Origin of the sequence: Thauera linaloolentis 47Lol = DSM 12138, from assembly GCF_000310205.1 — a bacterium.
GTDB lineage: Bacteria > Pseudomonadota > Gammaproteobacteria > Burkholderiales > Rhodocyclaceae > Thauera > Thauera linaloolentis.
This window is the reverse complement of sequence record NZ_AMXE01000038.1, coordinates 1-16676: the sequence shown is the minus strand read 5'-3', so window position 1 is coordinate 16676 and position 16676 is coordinate 1. Positions and strand designations below refer to the sequence as shown.

The 16676-nt window shown below is 68.7% G+C and carries 14 protein-coding genes; 6 read left to right on the top strand and 8 right to left on the bottom strand.

Annotated features, from left to right (window positions below; all coding sequences use genetic code 11):
• Positions 1-16: 16 nt before the first annotated feature.
• Genes C666_RS11075 through C666_RS11060 form a run of 4 tightly spaced genes read right to left on the bottom strand, consistent with a single transcriptional unit; the run spans position 17 to position 6963 of the window.
• Entirely contained in the window at positions 17-1186 is a 1170-nt protein-coding gene (locus C666_RS11075; protein WP_004338487.1) for a CobW family GTP-binding protein, read from the bottom strand.
• The gene (adeC, locus tag C666_RS11070) at positions 1183-2601 is read right to left on the bottom strand and encodes an AdeC/AdeK/OprM family multidrug efflux complex outer membrane factor (RefSeq protein WP_004338485.1); all 1419 of its coding nucleotides are present in this window, start codon (positions 2599-2601) and stop codon (positions 1183-1185) included. The genes C666_RS11075 and adeC overlap by 4 nt, the downstream gene beginning before the upstream one ends.
• A gap of 1 nt (position 2602) precedes the next feature.
• The gene (locus C666_RS11065) at positions 2603-5755 is read right to left on the bottom strand and encodes an efflux RND transporter permease subunit (RefSeq protein WP_004338483.1); all 3153 of its coding nucleotides are present in this window, start codon (positions 5753-5755) and stop codon (positions 2603-2605) included.
• An 11-nt stretch (positions 5756-5766) separates the two neighbouring features.
• Positions 5767-6963 (bottom strand): efflux RND transporter periplasmic adaptor subunit, encoded by a 1197-nt coding sequence (locus tag C666_RS11060; RefSeq protein WP_004338481.1) that lies wholly within the window; start codon positions 6961-6963, stop codon positions 5767-5769.
• A gap of 183 nt (positions 6964-7146) precedes the next feature.
• On the opposite strand from C666_RS11060, the gene C666_RS11055 reads away from it, so the two are divergent.
• The gene (locus C666_RS11055; protein ID WP_004338479.1) at positions 7147-7770 is read left to right on the top strand and encodes a TetR/AcrR family transcriptional regulator; all 624 of its coding nucleotides are present in this window, start codon (positions 7147-7149) and stop codon (positions 7768-7770) included.
• A 17-nt stretch (positions 7771-7787) separates the two neighbouring features.
• On the opposite strand, the gene C666_RS11050 is transcribed toward C666_RS11055, so the two are convergent.
• The 3 genes from C666_RS11050 to C666_RS11040 all read right to left on the bottom strand — a co-directional run bounded on the left by C666_RS11050 (position 7788) and on the right by C666_RS11040 (position 11212).
• On the bottom strand, positions 7788-8333 hold the full coding sequence (locus C666_RS11050; protein WP_028792012.1) for a redoxin domain-containing protein: 546 nt from the start codon (positions 8331-8333) through the stop codon (positions 7788-7790).
• Positions 8334-8370: 37 nt separating this feature from the next.
• Complete coding sequence (locus C666_RS11045) at positions 8371-9465, bottom strand: metal-dependent hydrolase (RefSeq protein ID WP_004338475.1); 1095 nt, start codon at positions 9463-9465, stop codon at positions 8371-8373.
• Between the two features lie 133 nt (positions 9466-9598).
• A complete protein-coding gene (locus C666_RS11040; protein ID WP_004338473.1) occupies positions 9599-11212 on the bottom strand; it encodes a bifunctional aminoglycoside phosphotransferase/ATP-binding protein in 1614 nt (537 codons plus the stop codon).
• A 281-nt stretch (positions 11213-11493) separates the two neighbouring features.
• Between C666_RS11040 and C666_RS11035 the strand changes: the two genes are divergently transcribed.
• The 5 genes from C666_RS11035 to C666_RS11015 all read left to right on the top strand — a co-directional run bounded on the left by C666_RS11035 (position 11494) and on the right by C666_RS11015 (position 15355).
• Positions 11494-12276, top strand: a complete 783-nt coding sequence (locus tag C666_RS11035; RefSeq protein ID WP_004338471.1) for an Npun_F0296 family exosortase-dependent surface protein — start codon at positions 11494-11496, stop codon at positions 12274-12276.
• A gap of 173 nt (positions 12277-12449) precedes the next feature.
• The gene (locus C666_RS11030) at positions 12450-13139 is read left to right on the top strand and encodes a CsgG/HfaB family protein (RefSeq protein ID WP_004338468.1); all 690 of its coding nucleotides are present in this window, start codon (positions 12450-12452) and stop codon (positions 13137-13139) included.
• A 35-nt stretch (positions 13140-13174) separates the two neighbouring features.
• A complete protein-coding gene (locus tag C666_RS11025; RefSeq protein ID WP_004338466.1) occupies positions 13175-13543 on the top strand; it encodes a DUF4810 domain-containing protein in 369 nt (122 codons plus the stop codon).
• Positions 13544-13553: 10 nt separating this feature from the next.
• Positions 13554-14243: a DUF799 domain-containing protein gene (locus tag C666_RS11020; RefSeq protein WP_004338463.1), complete on the top strand. Its 690-nt coding sequence runs from the start codon at positions 13554-13556 to the stop codon at positions 14241-14243.
• 50 nt (positions 14244-14293) lie between these two features.
• Positions 14294-15355, top strand: a complete 1062-nt coding sequence (locus C666_RS11015; protein WP_004338462.1) for an NAD(P)H-dependent flavin oxidoreductase — start codon at positions 14294-14296, stop codon at positions 15353-15355.
• Positions 15356-15420: 65 nt separating this feature from the next.
• Here the strand turns inward: C666_RS11015 and C666_RS11010 are convergent.
• Positions 15421-16676, bottom strand: a 1256-nt coding sequence (locus C666_RS11010; protein WP_004338461.1) for an AAA family ATPase, incomplete at its 5' end; no start/stop codon positions are given.

Sequence of the window (16676 nt, the reverse complement as noted above, 5' to 3'; positions counted from 1 at the left end):
GGCACCGGCCCGGCCGCTAGGCCGGCGGTGTCCGCTCCGCCTGGACGGACTGCTGTCCGACGAAGCTGTCCAGCAGCGCAGCGACATCAGCGGCGGCCAGATGCCGTGCAATGAACACCAGCCGGCTGCGGCGGTCGTCATAGGGCGGTGTCTGCGGCCAGGCCGGCAGGCTGATCGCCGGATACACGCTGTGCTGCACGCATTGCAGCACGCGCGGCAGAGGGTCGCCGGCGACGTTCAGCAAGCCCTTGATGCGCAGGATGTGTTCGCCATAGACCTGCAGCAACAGGCCGAGCGCATCCGAGAATTCGTACCAGGGCAGCGGCTCGTCGAAGCACAGCACGAAACTGCGCACGCTGGCGTCGTGGCGCCCGCGTGCCTCGCCGGCGGACGCCGGAGCGGCAGTGGCCGCGGCGCCCCCCGCGCCCGGCTTGCGCCACGCTGGAGCATGCTCAGCCGCTTTCCTCGCGGTGGCCACTGCCGCTTCTTCACCCAGCCATGCGGCTACGTCGGGATGCTTGCCGGCAGTATCGTAAAGGCCGCAACCGAAGATCTCGCCCGGCGCGACGGCGCCTGCCGACACCTCGGTCCGGCGGGCCGCCGGATTGAGTTGCGCAATGCGTTCGGCCGCCATCCGGCGATCATCCGCAGCGGCCAGGTCGCACTTGGTCAGCAACAGCCGGTCGGCCATCGCCACCTGGCGCACGGCCTCGGCATGCGTTTCCAGCTGTCCCAGGATGTGGGTGACGTCGACCGCGGTCACCACGCCATCGACGCGGTAGCGCTCGGCAATGAAAGGTTCGGACATCAGCGTATGGATGACCGGCGCCGGATCGGCAAGGCCGGTGGTTTCGATCAGCACCCGGCGCAGGCCTTTCAGCTCGCGCCGCAGCGCGCGCATGAAGAGCCCTTTCAGCGCCTTGACCAGGTCACCCTGCACGCTGCAGCAGATGCAGCCCGAGTCGAGCACGACCAGGGTTTCGTCGACCTTTTCGACCAGGTGGTGATCGACGCCGACTTCGCCGAACTCGTTGATCAGCACCGCGCAGCCTTCCATGCCCGGCTGGCGCAGCAGGTGATTGAGCAGCGTGGTCTTGCCGGCGCCGAGAAAGCCGGTGAGGACCGTCACCGGAATGCGGCGGTCCTCGCTCGGGTCATGCGCCCCGCCGGCGGGCGCCAGGCTCATTGCCAGCCGCCGCCGAGCGCCTTGTACAGGGCAACGCGGTTGGTGGCGTCGGACAAGCGGACCGAGATCAGCTCCAGTTCGGCGCCATACAGGCCGCGCTGGGCGTCGAGCAGGTTGAAGTAACTGTCGACACCGCCCTTGTAGCGCGCATCGGACAGTTCGAAGCTCTTCGCCGTGGCTTCGACCAGGGCACGCCGCGCATCCAGCTGTTCGGCCAGCGTCGCACGCTCGGCCAGCGCATCGGCAACCTCGCGGAAGGCGGACTGGATCGCCTGCTCGTACTGCGCGACGTTGATGTCGCGCTGGATCTCCGCCACGTCCAGGCTCGCCTGCAGGCGCCCTGCCTCGAAGATCGGCAGGCGGATCTGCGGCATGAAGCTCCAGGCCCGCGAACCGCTTTCGAACAGGCCGTCGAGCGACGAGCTCGCGGAACCCACGCTGGCCGTCAGCGTCACGCTCGGGAAGAAGGCGGCGCGCGCCGCACCGATGTTGGCGTTGGCGGCACGCAGCGCATATTCGGCCTGGGCGATGTCCGGCCGGCGGGCCAGCACCTCGGACGGCACGCCGGCCGGCAGTTCGGCCACGCTGGCGATGGCCTCGTTCAGCCCATCGGGCAGCAATTCGGCCGGCACACCGGCGCCGACGACCAGGGCCAGCGCATTCTCGTCCTGCGCTACCAGCGCGGAATAGCGTGCGGCATCCGCGCGCGCGGTCTGCAGCAGCGTCTCGGCCTGGCGCAAATCGAGGGCCGACACGGCACCGGCATCGAAGCTGCGCTGCGTCAGGTCGAAGGACTTCTGCCGGGTGTCGAAGGTGCTGCGCGCCAGCGCCAGCCGCTCGCGATCGGCGGCGAGCCGCAGCCAGGCATTGGCGACCTCGGCCACCAGGCTGATCTGGGCGCTGCGACGCGCCTCCTCGGTGCCGAGATACGTCTGCAGCGCCTGCTCTTCCAGGCTGCGCACACGGCCGAAGAAGTCGAGCTCGTACGAGGCGAAGCCGAGGTTGGCGCTGTACTGGCGGCTGACCGCCGAGTCGCCCGAGGCACTGAGGTCGCCCGGGACGCGCTGGGCACTCTGCCCGCCGGTGGCGGCGATCGATGGGAACAGGTCGGCGCGCTGGATGCCGTACAGCGCACGCGCGCGCTCGATGTTGAGCGCGGCAATGCGCAGGTCGCGGTTGTTGTCGAGCGCGAGCGCGATCACCTCGCGCAGGCGCGCATCGGCAAAATAATCGCGCCAGCCGATGGTGGCGGCCTGCGGCGCGACGGCGGAAGCCTCGGTCGGCACCGCGTGCGGAAAGGTTTCCGGCACTGGCGCGACCGGGCGCTCATAGGCGGGAATCAGGGAGCAGGCGCCAAGCGTGGTGGTCGCAAGCGCGGCCGCGAGACTGCGGATTCGGGTCACGAATATCTCCATGTCAGCGCCCCTCCTGGACGGCCGGAGCCTCGCTGCGAGGCTTGTCCGGGAAGATGCGCTTGATCACGACGTAGAACAGCGGAACGAAGAAAATGCCGAGCAAGGTGCCGGCGATGGTACCGCCAAGCACCCCGGTGCCGATCGCGTTCTGGCTACCGGCACCGGCGCCGGTGGCGATCGCCAGCGGCAACACGCCGAAGCCGAAGGCAAGCGAGGTCATGATGATCGGACGCAGGCGCATGCGCACCGCCTCGAGCGTCGCCTCGACGAGCCCCTTGCCCTCCTGCTCCATCAGCAGCTTGGCGAATTCCACGATCAGGATCGCGTTCTTCGACGACAGGCCGATGGTGGCGAGCAGGCCCACCTGGAAGTAGATGTCGTTCGACATCCCGCGGCCGGTCGCCGCCAGCAGGGCACCCAGCACACCGAGCGGCACGACCAGCATGACGGCGAACGGCACCGACCAGCTTTCGTACAAGGCGGCGAGGCACAGGAACACGATCAGCAGCGACAGCGCGTACAGCGCCGGCGCCTGCGAACCGCTGCGGCGTTCCTCGTAGGAGGTGCCCGACCAGTCGTAGCCGATGCCGGCCGGCAGCCTGCCCATGATGTCCTCGACCGCCTGCATCGCCTCGCCGGACGACAGCCCGGGCGCGGCCTGGCCGAGGATTTCCATCGACGGCTGGCCGTTGAAGCGCTCGAGGCGCGGCGAACCGTAGGTCCAGTGCGAACGGGCGAAGGCGGAGAACGGCACCATTTCGCCGGCCTTGTTGCGCACGTACCACTTGTCGAGGTCCTCGGGGGTCATGCGCGCGGATGCATCGCCCTGCACATAGACCTTCTTGATGCGGCCGCGATCGAGGAAGTCGTTGATGTAGCTGCCGCCCCAGGCCATGGCCAGGGTCTCGTTGATGTCCGCGACGCTGACGCCCAGCGCCCCCGCCTTGGCGTGGTCGATGTCGAGCCGCAGTTCGGCCATGTCCTCCTGGCCGTTGGGACGCACGCCGACGAGGCGCGAGTCCTGCGCGGCCATGCCGAGGAACTGGTTGCGCGCCGCGAGCAGGGCCTCGTGGCCGAGGCCGGAGCGGTCCTGCATCTGCACCGTGAAGCCGCCCGAGGTGCCGAGCTCGATCACCGCCGGCGGCACGAAGGCAAAGGCCATCGCTTCGCGGATCTGCGAGAACGCGCCCATCGCCCGGTTGGCGACCGACTGCACGTCGAGGCCGGGCGCACTGCGCTCGTCCCACGGCCGCATGTTGACGAAGCCGATGCCCATGTTCTGGCCGCTGCCGCCGAACGAGAAGCCGGCCACGGTGAAGATGGCCCGCACCGCGTCCTTTTCATTCTGCAGATAATGCTGTTCGACCTTCTCGATGACCTCGAGCGTGCGCTCCTGCGTCGCGCCGGCCGGCAGCATGACCTGGTTGAACATCACCCCCTGATCCTCTTCCGGCAGGAAGGAGGTGGGCATGCGCACGAACAGCACGCCCAGCACGGCGACGATGGCGACGTAGATCAGCATGAAGCGCACGCTGCGCTTGAGGATGCCGCCCACCGCGCCTTCGTAGCGCTGGGTGCCGCGCTGGAACTTGTCGTTGAACCAGTGGAAGAAGCGCCCGAACAGGCCGCCTTCGCCGTGCTCGTGGCCCTTTTCGATCGGCTTCAGCATGGTCGCGCACAGCGCCGGCGTGAACACGATGGCCACCAGCACCGACAGCGCCATCGCCGACACGATCGTGATCGAGAACTGGCGGTAGATCACGCCCGTCGAGCCGCCGAAGAAAGCCATCGGCACGAACACTGCCGACAGCACCAGGCCGATGCCGACCAGCGCGCCGGTGATCTGCCTCATCGAGCGCTTGGTCGCCTCCTTCGGCGGCAAGCCTTCTTCCGTCATCACGCGCTCGACGTTCTCGACCACGACGATGGCGTCATCCACCAGCAGGCCGATCGCCAGCACGATACCGAACATGGTCAGCGTATTGATCGAGAAGCCGAACGCCGCCATCACGCCGAAGGTGCCGAGCAGCACCACGGGGACCGCAATGGTCGGAATCAGCGTGGCGCGCAGGTTCTGCAGGAAGAGATACATCACCAGGAAGACGAGGACGACCGCTTCGACCAGGGTCTTGACCACTTCCTGGATGGAGATCTTGACGAAGGGCGTGGTGTCGTAGGGCACGACGTACTGGACCCCGGCCGGGAAATAGCGCTGCATCTCGTCAAGCCGCGCGCGCACGGCGGTGGCCGTATCGAGCGCATTGGCGCCGGAGGCCAGGCGGATGCCGACGCCGGCCGCGGGCTGGCCGTTGAAGCGCGCCACGGTGCCGTAGTTCTCGGCGCCGATCTCGACGCGCGCCACGTCCCCGAGCCGCACCTCGCCACCCTGCGTGCTGCTGCGCAGCAGGATGTTCTCGAACTGCTCGGCGGTCTGCAAACGGCTCTGCGCGGTGATCGTCGCCGAGAACCCCTGCCCCGGCAGCGCCGGCGTGCCGCCGAGCTGGCCGGCCGACACTTCGGCGTTCTGCGCCTCGATCGCCGCGCGCACGTCGCCCGCCGTGAGCTTGTAGTTGTTCAGGCGGGCGGGGTCGAGCCACACCCGCATCGAGTACTGCGAACCGAAAACCGTCACCTCACCCACGCCATCGACCCGCGACAGCGGGTCCTGCACCGAGGCCACGAGGAAGTCGGACAAGTCGGTGCCGGACTGGCTCCCGTCCTCGGACACGAAGCCGACGACCATCAGAAAGTTGCGCGCCGACTTGGCGACGGTGACACCCTGTTGCTGCACCGGCTGGGGCAGCAACGGCAGCGCCGTCTGCATCTTGTTCTGCACCTGCACCTGGGCGATGTCGGGATCGGTATCGGCAGAGAAGGTCAGCGTGACCGTGGCCTGTCCATACGAATCCGAGGTCGAGTTCATGTACAACAGGCCATCCAGGCCGGTCATCTTCTGCTCGATGACCTGGGTGACCGAATCCTCGACCGCCTTGGCCGAAGCGCCCGGATAGCGGGCGTTGATGGCAATCGCCGGCGGCGCGATGGAGGGGTACTGGGACACCGGCAACTCGAGAATCGACAGCGCGCCGGCCAGCATGATGACGATGGCAATGACCCACGCGAAGATGGGCCGGTCAATGAAGAAACGTGCCATGGCGGGCTACCTCACTGCGCCGCGGATGCGGCCGGTGCCGGGGCGGGCGCGCTGCCCGCCTCCTGCGCCTGGACCTGCACACCCGGACGTACCTTCTGCAAGCCTTCGACAATGATGCGCTCGCCGCCGGCAAGCCCGCCGGACACCACCCAGTTGGGGCCGATCGATTGCACCGCCTGCACCGGCCGGGCCTCGACCTTGTCCTCCGCTCCCACCACCATCACCACCGCGTTGCCGAGCGGATCGCGCGACACGGCGGCATGCGGCACCAGAATGGCTTCGTTGCGCGTACCCTGCGGCAGGCGCGCGCGGACATACATGCCGGGCAGCAGCACGCCGTCCGCATTCGGGAAGCGGGCGCGCAAGGTGACGCTGCCCGTGCCTTCGTCCACCGTCACTTCCGACAGCGCCAGCCGGCCCTCGGCGGCATACTCGCTGCCGTCCTCCAGGATCAGCCTCACCGGAACGTCGCCCCTGGCATTGGTCTGCAGGCGTCCGGACTCCACTTCGCGGCGCATGCGCAGCAGTTCGGCGCTGGACTGGCTCAGGTCGACGTAGATCGGATCGAGCTGCTGGACGGTCGCCAGCGTCTGCGCCTGATTGGCCGTGACCAGCGCCCCGGCGGTGACCGCCGAGCGCCCGATGCGGCCGGCAATCGGCGACTTGAGCTGGGTGTAGTCGAGATCGATCTTGGCCTTGTCCAGCGCGGCCTTCGCCGCGGCGACTTCCGCCACCGCCTGCTGCAACGTGGCCTGCGCATCGTCGTTGGCCTGCTTGCTGACTGCCTCGATCTTGACCAGGCCGGCATGGCGCTCGGCCTTCAGGCGCGCCACCCTGGCATTCGCCTCTGCACGCGCCAGGCTCGCCTTCGCGCTGTCGTAAGCCGCCTGGTAGGGCGCCGCGTCGATGCGGTAGAGCACTTGCCCGGCCTTGACCTCGCTCCCCTCGTTGAACGAGCGCTGGGTCAGGATCCCGCTCACTTGCGGGCGGAGTTCGGCGATCAGGTAAGGGCTGGTGCGGCCAGGCAGCTCGGCCACCATCGGCACCGCCTCGGTCTTGACGGTCAGGACCGTCACGGCCGGCGCTTGCGGCGCGCCGCCTTGTGCCGCCCCTCCACCGTTTTCCTTGCCGCCACATGCGGCGAGAAGCAGGGCACTCAGCACAACCAGGACGGCAGGCTTGGAGAGGACGTTGCTGGTGTTCTTCATTGGAGCCTCGTGAACTCGAGGAACAGGACGCCAGCAGGAACACCTCGTTCCGCTCTAATCCTGCCCTTTAGAAGGGTTATTCTAGATTGAACGCTCATTCTATGTTAGCCTTTGCTGCGCCGCAAGAACCTTGACCCCGACAGCAGGGCGAAGCCCAGCGAAATCCGACTTCATACCACACGCATGCAAAACACGGATCCGACGACGCCTCCGATCGACGCCTCACGCGCCACCGCCCGCCGCCAGCAGATCCTGTGCGCCGCGGCCGAGTGCTTCCGCGAATACGGCTTTCACGCTGCCAGCATCGCCAAGATATCCAGCATCGCGGGCATGAGCCCCGGCCATATCTACCACTACTTCGAGAACAAGGAAGCCATCATCGCCGCGATCGTGGCACAGGACCTCGAAAGCCTGATGACGATGACGGCTGAATTCCGCGCGGCCGCCAACATCCGCACCGCCCTGATCGAGCGCGCCGCCGAAGGCGTGGCGGACCAGCTCGATCCGGTCTCGGCCGGCCTCAAACTCGAAATTGTCGCCGAAGCCGCGCGCAATCCGCACGTCGGACAGATCGTCCGCGAGGCCGACGCGACCTGCCGGCGCGAACTCGCCATCACCATCCGCGACATCCGCCGCACTGCCGGCCACGAAGACAGTCCTGCCGCCATCGACGACATGGTGGAAGTGCTGGCCTGTCTGTTCGAAGGCCTGCTGCTGCGCACGATCCGCAACCCCGGCCTCGACCACAGCGGCGTCGCGCTGCGCATTCAGACCGCGATCAGCGACCTGCTCAACCAGCCCACCTAAAAGCCCCGGCCCACCGCTCATCCGACCAGCCCCGCCCACCACAGGCGGGCGCGAATGCCCCATTCGGAGGTATAGCCGATTGTCGCCGAGCGGATCCGCCCGTCGCGGTCGAGCACGACGAAGGCGGGTACGCCGTGCAAGCCGTAGCGCGCAGCGATGCGGCCATCGGCATCGACGGCCGTCGTCCAGTCCACACCCTTCGCGGCCAGCACCTTCGCCACCGACGCCTCGTCGCCCGACTGCATCGCCACCGTCAGCACCGGCCAATCGGCCTGCACCGCCTCCACCGCGCCCTGCTGGGCCGCACACACCACGCACCAGTCCGCCCAGAAATACAGCCCCACCGGTCCTTCCGCATGGCCGGCCCGCCACTCCGCCAGGCTGATCTGGCCGCCCGCGGCCGAGGGCGCGGCGAAAGCCGGCGCAGCGCCCTCGGGCACATGGCGCGTCTGCAGCCACTGCATGCCGAGCACGATGGCGGCGATGAAGGCCAGATCCTGCACATAGCGCCGCTTGCGCGGCGGTTTGGGCGGGGCTGGAGGGGTCGAGGCAGAATCGGACATTGCGCGGAAGATGGAAGTGACAAGACACGGAAAGGCGTCAATCGACGACCCAGCGAATACCGTCCGGCTGCCGCTCGAACAAGCGCCAGCCGCCTTCCCGGCTGCACAGCCCATAACGGAAGGGCGTCTCGTCACGCCCCGGCGTGATGAAACGCAGGTCGACGAAGTTCGCGCAGGCCTGGCCCGACGGCCCGTTCCCCGCGTGGTCGAGCACCGGGAACATCGCAAACCAGCGGTAGAAGGCGAAATCCTCGGCACGCCACACTTTCTCGGCCAGTTCGCGCGCACCGTTGCCGCCGAAGCGCTCGCGCACTTCCCATTGCGCCTGGGCCACCGGCAGATAGGGCGCGGAAAGGCGGCGGATGAAATTGTCGTCCGCCGTGGCAGCGAGCGGTGCGCTGCGGCGGGTGTTGATGTGGGCATAGTGGTAGCGCTCGCCGTCGAACACGATCGCCGTCCAGTTGAAGGGCGAAGCCGGCCGTGGCGCGGCATCGATCAGCTCCGCCCGGATGCCCTGCCGCTTCGCATAGGCCCGCGCGGCATCGACCGCCTCGCCGCGCCCCACCGCCTGCACGCCGATCCAGCCCGCCAGCAGCACCAGCGCCAGCGCCGACGGCACCCGGCTGCGCCGCCACAATGCGCTGCCGAGCAGGCCGGAGAGGATGATCCCGGTCAGCGGCAGATCGATGATGAAGCTCGTCCCCCAGCCGAAGCGGCGCTCGGAGAAAGGAGCGAGGATCATCGTGCCGAACTGGGTGATCAGGTCGCCCAGGATGTGGATGAGAATCCCCGCGCACACGACGGCGTACAGGCTGCGCCAGTCCGGCCCCGCTCGGCCGCCGCGCCGCCAGAAACGGGATAGCAGCCAGGCGATCAGCAGCCCCCACAGCGGCAGCAACAGCAAGGAATGCGTCACGCCGCGATGGCCGCGCAGATAGGTCAGCTCCGACACCCAGCCGAGGATGAAATCGAGATCGGGGAAAATCGCCGCGGCCGTGCCCGCGGCCACCATCTGCCACACCGGCGGCGACGGCCGGGATACGGCCGCCGCGCCGGCTGCCGACCCCGTACGCCGGCCGGCCAGCAGGCGGCCTACCAGCGCGCCGGAGAGCGCATGCGTCAGCGTATCCATCCTGCCCCCGAAGCATCCGGACGCGTGCGCCCGCCGCTTGCCGACGCCGGGCGCCCAGCGCCCACCCGCCCGCGGCCTCTCCCGCCGGCCCCGCCATCCGGTCCGTCCGCGCGCTTCGCGGCACACAAGCCTTTCATCGATCCTCCCGATCCGCCGCACGCGACAGCACGCCCGGCCACAACGCCGCCAGCCCCGGCAGCAGTGCATGCCAGTCCGGCGCCGAGCGTGTATCGACATCGAGCACGCGCTCGCGTTCCCCGGCTTCGAGCGCCTCGTGCGTGCTCAGTTGCGCATCGAGCACCACCCGATCGGCCTCGGAGGCATCCGCCCCCGCTGCGGCACGGCGGCGCACGCGCTCGCTGAGGATTTCCAGCGGCGCATCGAAGGCCAGGATCACGAAGGGCACACCGAGCGCGCCGGCAAGTTCGGCGAAGCGGCGGCGCTGCGCCCGCAGCAGGAAGGTGGCATCGACCAGTACCGGATAGCCGGCCTCCACCACGGCATGCGCCAGGTCGGCCAGCCGCGCGTAGGTGCGCGCCGTCGCCTCCGCCGAATACAGCCCGCCGCGCAGCGCCGAACCGCTCGCGGCCTCGGCGGCCAGGCCGAACAGGCGCTTGCGCTCGACATCGGCGCGCACGCGGATCACCCCCCACCGTTCGAGCAGAGGCTGCGACTGGCTGGTCTTGCCGGAGCCGGACAGGCCGCAGGCAATCAACAGCGCGGGCGCGGCCGGCTCGGCCTGCGCGGCGGCGAGCGCGAGATAGCGCCGGCATTCGGCGAGGCACGCGTCCCGCGCCCCGCCATCGAGCTGGGCGGCGCGGATCGCCGCGATCTTGGCACGTACCATCGCGCGGTAGCTCAGGTAATAGGGCAGTACGCGCAGGCCTTCGTAGTCGCCGCAGCGCTCCAGCCAGGCATTGAGGAAGCGCCCGCCGAGTTCGGCGCGGCCGCGCGCCTGCAGGTCCATGACCAGGAAGGCGATGTCGGCGGCGACGTCGGTCCAGCGCAGTTCGGCACTGAACTCGATCGCGTCGAACAGGCGCGGCTCGCCGTCGAGCACGATCAGATTGCCCAGATGCAGGTCGCCATGGCATTCACGCACCCGGCCGCCGGCCAGGCGCGCGTCGAACACCGGGCGCAACGCGGCGAACCGCGCCTCCGCCCAAGTCTCCACGCGGCCAAGTACGTCGAGCATCGCCGGATCGTCGATGCGCTCGCGTATCTGCTCGAAGTTCTGCCGCACCGGCGCATGCACCGCATCCGCGTCGCCGAATCCCCCACCCGGCTTCGCCACCGCCGCCACGGCGTGGAAATCGGCGACATGCCGGGCCAGGCGGTCGAACAGGGCCGGGACGAGCTGGCCTTCGTCCAGCAAATGGGCGAACAGCGCAGCCTGGTCGAAGCGGCGCATGCGCACCAGGAAGTCGATCGGAGCCTCGCCATCCTCCTCCGGCGCGCGCCCCAGCCTCGGCGCACCGGGCGTGCCCAGCACCGGCACCACCGCCTCGTACAACTCGGGCGCGGTGCGCCGGTTGAGCCTCAACTCGGCCTCACAGGCCGCACGCCGGCGCTCGACGGTGCTGAAGTCCAGAAAACCGAGGTCGAGCGGCTTCTTCAGCTTCCAGGCATGCCCGCCGGCCAGCAGCACCCACGAGATATGGGTCTCGATCAGTTCGACCCCCTGCGCCGAATCCGGCAGCACGCCGGGGCGCATCAGGCTGTTCATCAATTCGTCCGCAGCATTCATGGTCGCCCCCGGTCTCCGCATGTTCGTGCCGCAATGGTAGACGGCCACCGTGACACCGCAAGCGGCCATCGGCAAGGCCCCGCCTGGTGCTTCCGGCCCTCGCCAGGGGGCCTGAAGCACCAGGTGTCGCGTTTCTTTACATACGCCCCTCAAATTCGATCGAAAATATCGTTAGTTTCTTTTTTTTCAATTACTTGTTTTTCTGGCACGAATATCGCTCAAGCCATCGCAGGCAGTTCCGCGAAAGGACCTGCCATGAAAAGACTGCAGGAGGTCATGCAATGACGACAATTCGTACCCTCGCGCCCGCCGTGCTGGCCGCGTCCCTGTTCACCGTTTCCGCCACGGCCAGCGCTGGCTTCGTGGTCACCTACGAGGCCGCGGGCGTGACCAACACGACCGCTTCCTTCACGCCGGCAGACCCAGGCGCACCGGATGGCCAGGCCATCGTCGGCGTCGAACGCTTCGATGCCGTGCCCACGGGCGTGCACGCAAGCCATGTCTCGAACTTCGGCGGTAACGGCCACGGCATCTCGGGCACCTACCAGAATCTCAACGTCATCGCTGCAAACCAGTATGGCGGCGCGACCGGCGACGACCGGTACGCGGTCGCCGGCATCAGCGCGACCACGTCCTATTCCATCGACTTCAACAAGGACCTGACCTACTTCGGCTACTGGCTGTCCGCGCTCGATGCCGGCAACCAGGTGTCCTTCTACAATGGCGACACGTGGCTGTATTCCTTCACCCCGACGAACGTACTCGCGCTGGTGGCGGACAAGCCGGAGTACTTCGGCAACCCGATCTCGCCGCGCGTGGGCCAGAATGACGATGAGCCCTACGTCTTCCTGAACTTCTTCGCTACCGACGACACGCGCTTCGACAGGATCGTTTTCGCGCAGACCGTCTCCACGGCGGGCTACGAATCGGACAACCACACCGTCGGCATCTGGGAAGAACAATCCGGTACCGAAGTGCCGCCGTCACAGGTGCCCGAGCCCGGCACGCTGCTGCTGATGGGCGCCGCGCTGGCGGCTGCCGGCGCCGTCCGCCGCCGCGGCTGACGGCCGGAGCGCGGCGCGGGCGGTTTTTCGGCTGGAAACCCGCCCCCGCGCCCTGGAGCGGGTCCCGGCATCCGGTACGCGCTCCGCGCTTCGTGAACGAGGCCCTGGCATAAGGGGCGGCATTGAGACACAATGCCGCCCTGTTTCATTTGACATAGCCGGAAGCCCCCACCATGCGCACCCATCCCGCCTACCGCAAGCTCGCCACCGCAAGCACGCTAGCCGCAGCCGTCTTCCTCGCCGCCGGCTGCGCCACCGAACAGCACCGCACGCTCGAAGTCCCCAAGGTCGCCGCAGCCGGCACACCCTACAGCGGCCAGCGCAGCCTGATCGCGGTCGGCAAGTTCGACAACCGTTCGAGCTTCATGCGCGGCATCTTCAGCGACAACGTCGACCGCCTCGGCAGCCAGGCCAAGACCATCCTGATCACCCACCTGCAGCAGACCGGCCGCTTCAACGTGCTGGACCGTGACAACATGCCGGAAATCAAGCAGGAGGCGGAGCTGTCCGGCGCGGCGCAGAAGCTCAAGGGCGCCGCCTACGTCATCACGGGCGACGTTGCCGAATTCGGCCGCAAGGAAACCGGCGACCGCCAGTTGTTCGGCATCCTCGGCCGCGGCAAGTCGCAGGTCGCCTACGCCAAGGTCAACCTCAACGTCGTCGATGTCGCCAGCTCCGAAGTGGTCTTCTCCACCCAGGGCGCCGGCGAATACAGTCTCGACAACCGCGAAGTCGTCGGCTTCGGCGGTACGGCCAGCTACGACTCGACCCTGAACGGCAAGGTGCTCGACCTCGCCATGCGCGAAGCCGTCAACCGGCTGGTGGAAGGCATCGAATCGGGCGCCTGGCAGCCTGCGCGCTGAGCCCCCGCCTCCACGACGGCCAACACCCGACGACGATGAAGCATTCCTCGATCACCCGCCTCGCGGCCGCCCTGCCGGCCGCGGGCCTGCTGTTGCTGGCAGGCTGCGCCAGCGGCCCCCAGCCGCTTTACTACTGGGGCGAATACCAGCCCGCGCTGTACGGCCATTTCACCAAGGAACAAGGCGCCCAAGAACAGATCGCCGCACTCGAAGCCGGGCTGGAGAAAGCCCGCGCCAAGAGCCTGGCGGTGCCGCCGGGCTACCACGCGCACCTGGGCATCCTGTACGCCGGGAGCGAACAGCCCGACCAGATGCTGCGGCACTTCGAGGCCGAGAAGACCCTGTATCCGGAAAGCGCCGCCTACATGGACTTCCTGATGCGCAAAGCCCGGCAACCCGAGTGAGACCCGACCGATGCCTTCCACCCCACCCGGCCGCCTTCGCCTGAAGGCCGGCCTCATCACGGCCCTCGCCGCGCTGCTCATGGCCGGCTGCGCCACGCAGCAGGCGGGCTACGACTATTCCGCCTTCAAACAGAACCGCCCCGCCTCCATCCTCGTGCTGCCGCCGCTCAACAGCTCCATGGAGGTCGACGCCACCTACAGCGTGCTGTCGCAGGTCACGCTGCCGCTGGCGGAATCGGGCTACTACGTGTTCCCGGTCAGCCTCGTCGACGAGACCTTCCGCCAGAACGGCATGCACAACCCGGGCGAAATGCACGGCGTGGCGCTCGCCAGGCTGCACGAAATCTTCGGCGCCGACGCGGCACTGTACATCGACATCAAGCAATACGGCACCACCTATGCCGTCATCTCCAGCGAAAGCCGCGTCACGGCGGAAGCGCGCCTGATCGACCTGCGCTCGGAGCAGACGCTGTGGCAGGGCTCCGCCACGGCATCGAGCGCCGAAGGCCGCAACTCGAATGGCGGCCTGGTCGGCCTGCTCATCACCGCGGTGGTCAACCAGATCATCGAGACCACCACCAACAAATCGCATCCGGTCGCCGGCATCGCCACCTACCGCCTGCTTTCGGCCGGCATGCCCAACGGCATCCTGTACGGCCCGCGCTCGCCGAAGTACCAGCAGGAAGGCACGCCGCGCTGAAGCGCGCTGCAAAACGACAAAGAGGCGCCGCCTCCCAGGCACGGTGTGACATGAACGACAACCTTCTCGACGCCATTGCACTGACGATCCCCATCTTCCAGGCGCCGATGGCAGGCGTCTCCACGCCGGCCATGGCCGGCGCGGTATCGCAGGCGGGCGGGCTGGGCGCCCTGGGGCTGGGAGCGGCCACGGCCGAGGCCGCCGCACAGGCGATCCGTGCGACGCAGGCGCTCACCAGCCGCCCCTTCAACGCCAATTTCTTCTGCCACCGCCCCGCAGCGTCCGACCGCGACGTGGAACGCCGATGGATCGAACGCGCCGCGCCCCTCTTTACGCGCTTCGGGGCAGAACCGCCCGTGGCGCTGGACGAGATCTACACCAGCTTCAGGGCCGACGACGCCATGCTGGCGGTGCTGCTCGAAACCCGCCCCACCGTGGCCAGCTTCCATTTCGGCCTGCCCCGTCCGGATCAACTGGCGGCACTGCGGCACGCCGGCATACGCCTCGTCGCCAGCGCAACCAGCCTGGCCGAGGCACGGCAAATCGAACAGGCCGGATTCGATGCCGTGGTCGCGCAAGGCTGGGAGGCCGGCGGCCATCGCAGCATCTTCGACACGGACACCGACGACGAACGACTGGACACCGAAGCGCTGACCCGGCTTCTGGCGCGGCAAACACGCTTGCCGGTCATCGCCGCTGGCGGGCTCATGGACGGCCGGGACGCGGCGCGCGCCCTGAGCTGGGGCGCGCTTGCCGTACAAATGGGCACGGCCTTCATCGGCTGCCCCGAAAGCGCCGCCGACACGGCCTATCGCACGCGCCTGACGGAAGGCGGAGACACCACGATGACCTGCGTGATCTCCGGTCGCCCCGCCCGCTGCCTGTCGAACCCATTCACCGAATGGGGGCGGGACATTCCCTCCTCCGCCATTCCCGCCTATCCCTTCGCCTACGCGCTGGGCAAGGCACTCAATGCCGCCGCCAAGGCGGCGGGCGAAACGGGATACGGCGCGCAATGGTCCGGCACCGGCGCCCGGCGCGCACGCGCAATGCCGGCAGCGGAACTGATGGCGCGGCTGGCAGCGGAAATGGGCGGACGGCAAACAGGCTGACAGACAACACCTGCCAGCCTGCAACACCGACCCGGGGCCAAAAAATCAGTGTTTCGCCCGCAGCGTCAGCATGACGCTGCAAGGTTCGCCCCAGTAGGGCTTGCGGCCAGCCTCACCCTGCTCCCCCGCGCGCCCTGAATCACCTCGATCGCCACGCCGATCTGCTGCTTCATCTCTTCGACGTGCGAGATCACGCCCACCATGCGGCCACGCTGCTGCAGGTCGATGAGGGCCTTCATCGCCATGTCGAGCGACTCGGGGTCGAGGCTGCCGAAGCCTTCGTCGATGAACAGGGTGTCGAGCTGCACGCCGCCGGCGTAGGCCTGGACGACGTCGGACAGGCCGAGCGCGAGCGACAGCGAGGCCATGAAGCCTTCGCCGCCGGACAGCGTGCTGGCCGGACGGGCGCGGCCGGTGTAGTCGTCGAACACCTCCAGGTCCAGCCCGGCGGCGCGGCGCGCATCGGCCACGTCCTCGCGCCGCTGCAGCAGGTAGCGGCCGCGGCTCATCGCCTTCAAGCGCAGCGAGGCGGCGCGCAGCACGTCGTCGAGCAGGGCAGCGAGCACGTAGCGCTGGAAGGTGAGATTGCGGCCGTTGCCGCCGTTGGCGATGTCGGAAAGGTGGCCGACGACGCGGTATTCGGCTTCGATGGCGCCGTTCTCGCGGGCAATGTCGTCGAGCATGGCGAGCGTGCGCGCAAGCTTGTGCTGCTCCGCACGGTTGTGGGTGATGCGCGCGAGCACCGCCTCGACCTGCTCGCGGCAGGCGGCGGCGCGGACGTCGAGCGCGACAAGGTCCGGCGCCGCCAGCCCCGCGACGGCCTGCGTGGCGCGTGCAGCGCGTTCCTGCGCGGCAGCGAACTGCTCGTCGGCGCTGCGGATCTGCCGGGCGAGCGCTTCCGTTTGCGCCGCCGGCAGCACGGCGACGCGCCAGGCGGCCTCGCCCGCAGCGGGTGAGGCATCGCCCCCTTCCTCATCCGCCATGCCGAAGCCCGCGGCGCGCAGGGCTTCGGCAAACTGCGCGGCGGCTTCTGCCACGCGCGCTTGGGCCATGCTTTCCGCCACCGCCAGGGTGTCGCGCTGGGCCCGCAGCGCTGCTTCATTGCCGAGGGCGAGCTGCTGCGCCGCCTGCGCGGCCTGCAGCGTGGCATCCAGGCGCTGGCGCGCGGCACGCGCCCCGGCCAGGGCGGTGTCGAGCGCCTGGCGGGACCGCAGGGCCTCGGGCACCCCGCTGCGGCGTTCCTCGGCGACACGCAGCGCGCCTTCGGTCGCGGCGGCGGCGGCGGCGGCCTGACTGCGCGCCTGCTCGAGCGCCGCCGACG

Excerpts from the sequence above, each read along its gene's own strand:
- C666_RS11075 (WP_004338487.1), bottom strand. The coding sequence starts at position 1,186 with ATGAGCCTGGCGCCCGCCGGCGGGGCGCATGACCCGAGCGAGGACCGC.
- adeC (WP_004338485.1), bottom strand. The coding sequence starts at position 2,601 with ATGGAGATATTCGTGACCCGAATCCGCAGTCTCGCGGCCGCGCTTGCG.
- C666_RS11065 (WP_004338483.1), bottom strand. The coding sequence starts at position 5,755 with ATGGCACGTTTCTTCATTGACCGGCCCATCTTCGCGTGGGTCATTGCC.
- C666_RS11060 (WP_004338481.1), bottom strand. The coding sequence starts at position 6,963 with ATGAAGAACACCAGCAACGTCCTCTCCAAGCCTGCCGTCCTGGTTGTG.
- C666_RS11055 (WP_004338479.1), top strand. The coding sequence starts at position 7,147 with ATGCAAAACACGGATCCGACGACGCCTCCGATCGACGCCTCACGCGCC.
- C666_RS11050 (WP_028792012.1), bottom strand. The coding sequence starts at position 8,333 with ATGTCCGATTCTGCCTCGACCCCTCCAGCCCCGCCCAAACCGCCGCGC.
- C666_RS11045 (WP_004338475.1), bottom strand. The coding sequence starts at position 9,465 with ATGGATACGCTGACGCATGCGCTCTCCGGCGCGCTGGTAGGCCGCCTG.
- C666_RS11040 (WP_004338473.1), bottom strand. The coding sequence starts at position 11,212 with ATGAATGCTGCGGACGAATTGATGAACAGCCTGATGCGCCCCGGCGTG.
- C666_RS11035 (WP_004338471.1), top strand. The coding sequence starts at position 11,494 with ATGACGACAATTCGTACCCTCGCGCCCGCCGTGCTGGCCGCGTCCCTG.
- C666_RS11030 (WP_004338468.1), top strand. The coding sequence starts at position 12,450 with ATGCGCACCCATCCCGCCTACCGCAAGCTCGCCACCGCAAGCACGCTA.
- C666_RS11025 (WP_004338466.1), top strand. The coding sequence starts at position 13,175 with ATGAAGCATTCCTCGATCACCCGCCTCGCGGCCGCCCTGCCGGCCGCG.
- C666_RS11020 (WP_004338463.1), top strand. The coding sequence starts at position 13,554 with ATGCCTTCCACCCCACCCGGCCGCCTTCGCCTGAAGGCCGGCCTCATC.
- C666_RS11015 (WP_004338462.1), top strand. The coding sequence starts at position 14,294 with ATGAACGACAACCTTCTCGACGCCATTGCACTGACGATCCCCATCTTC.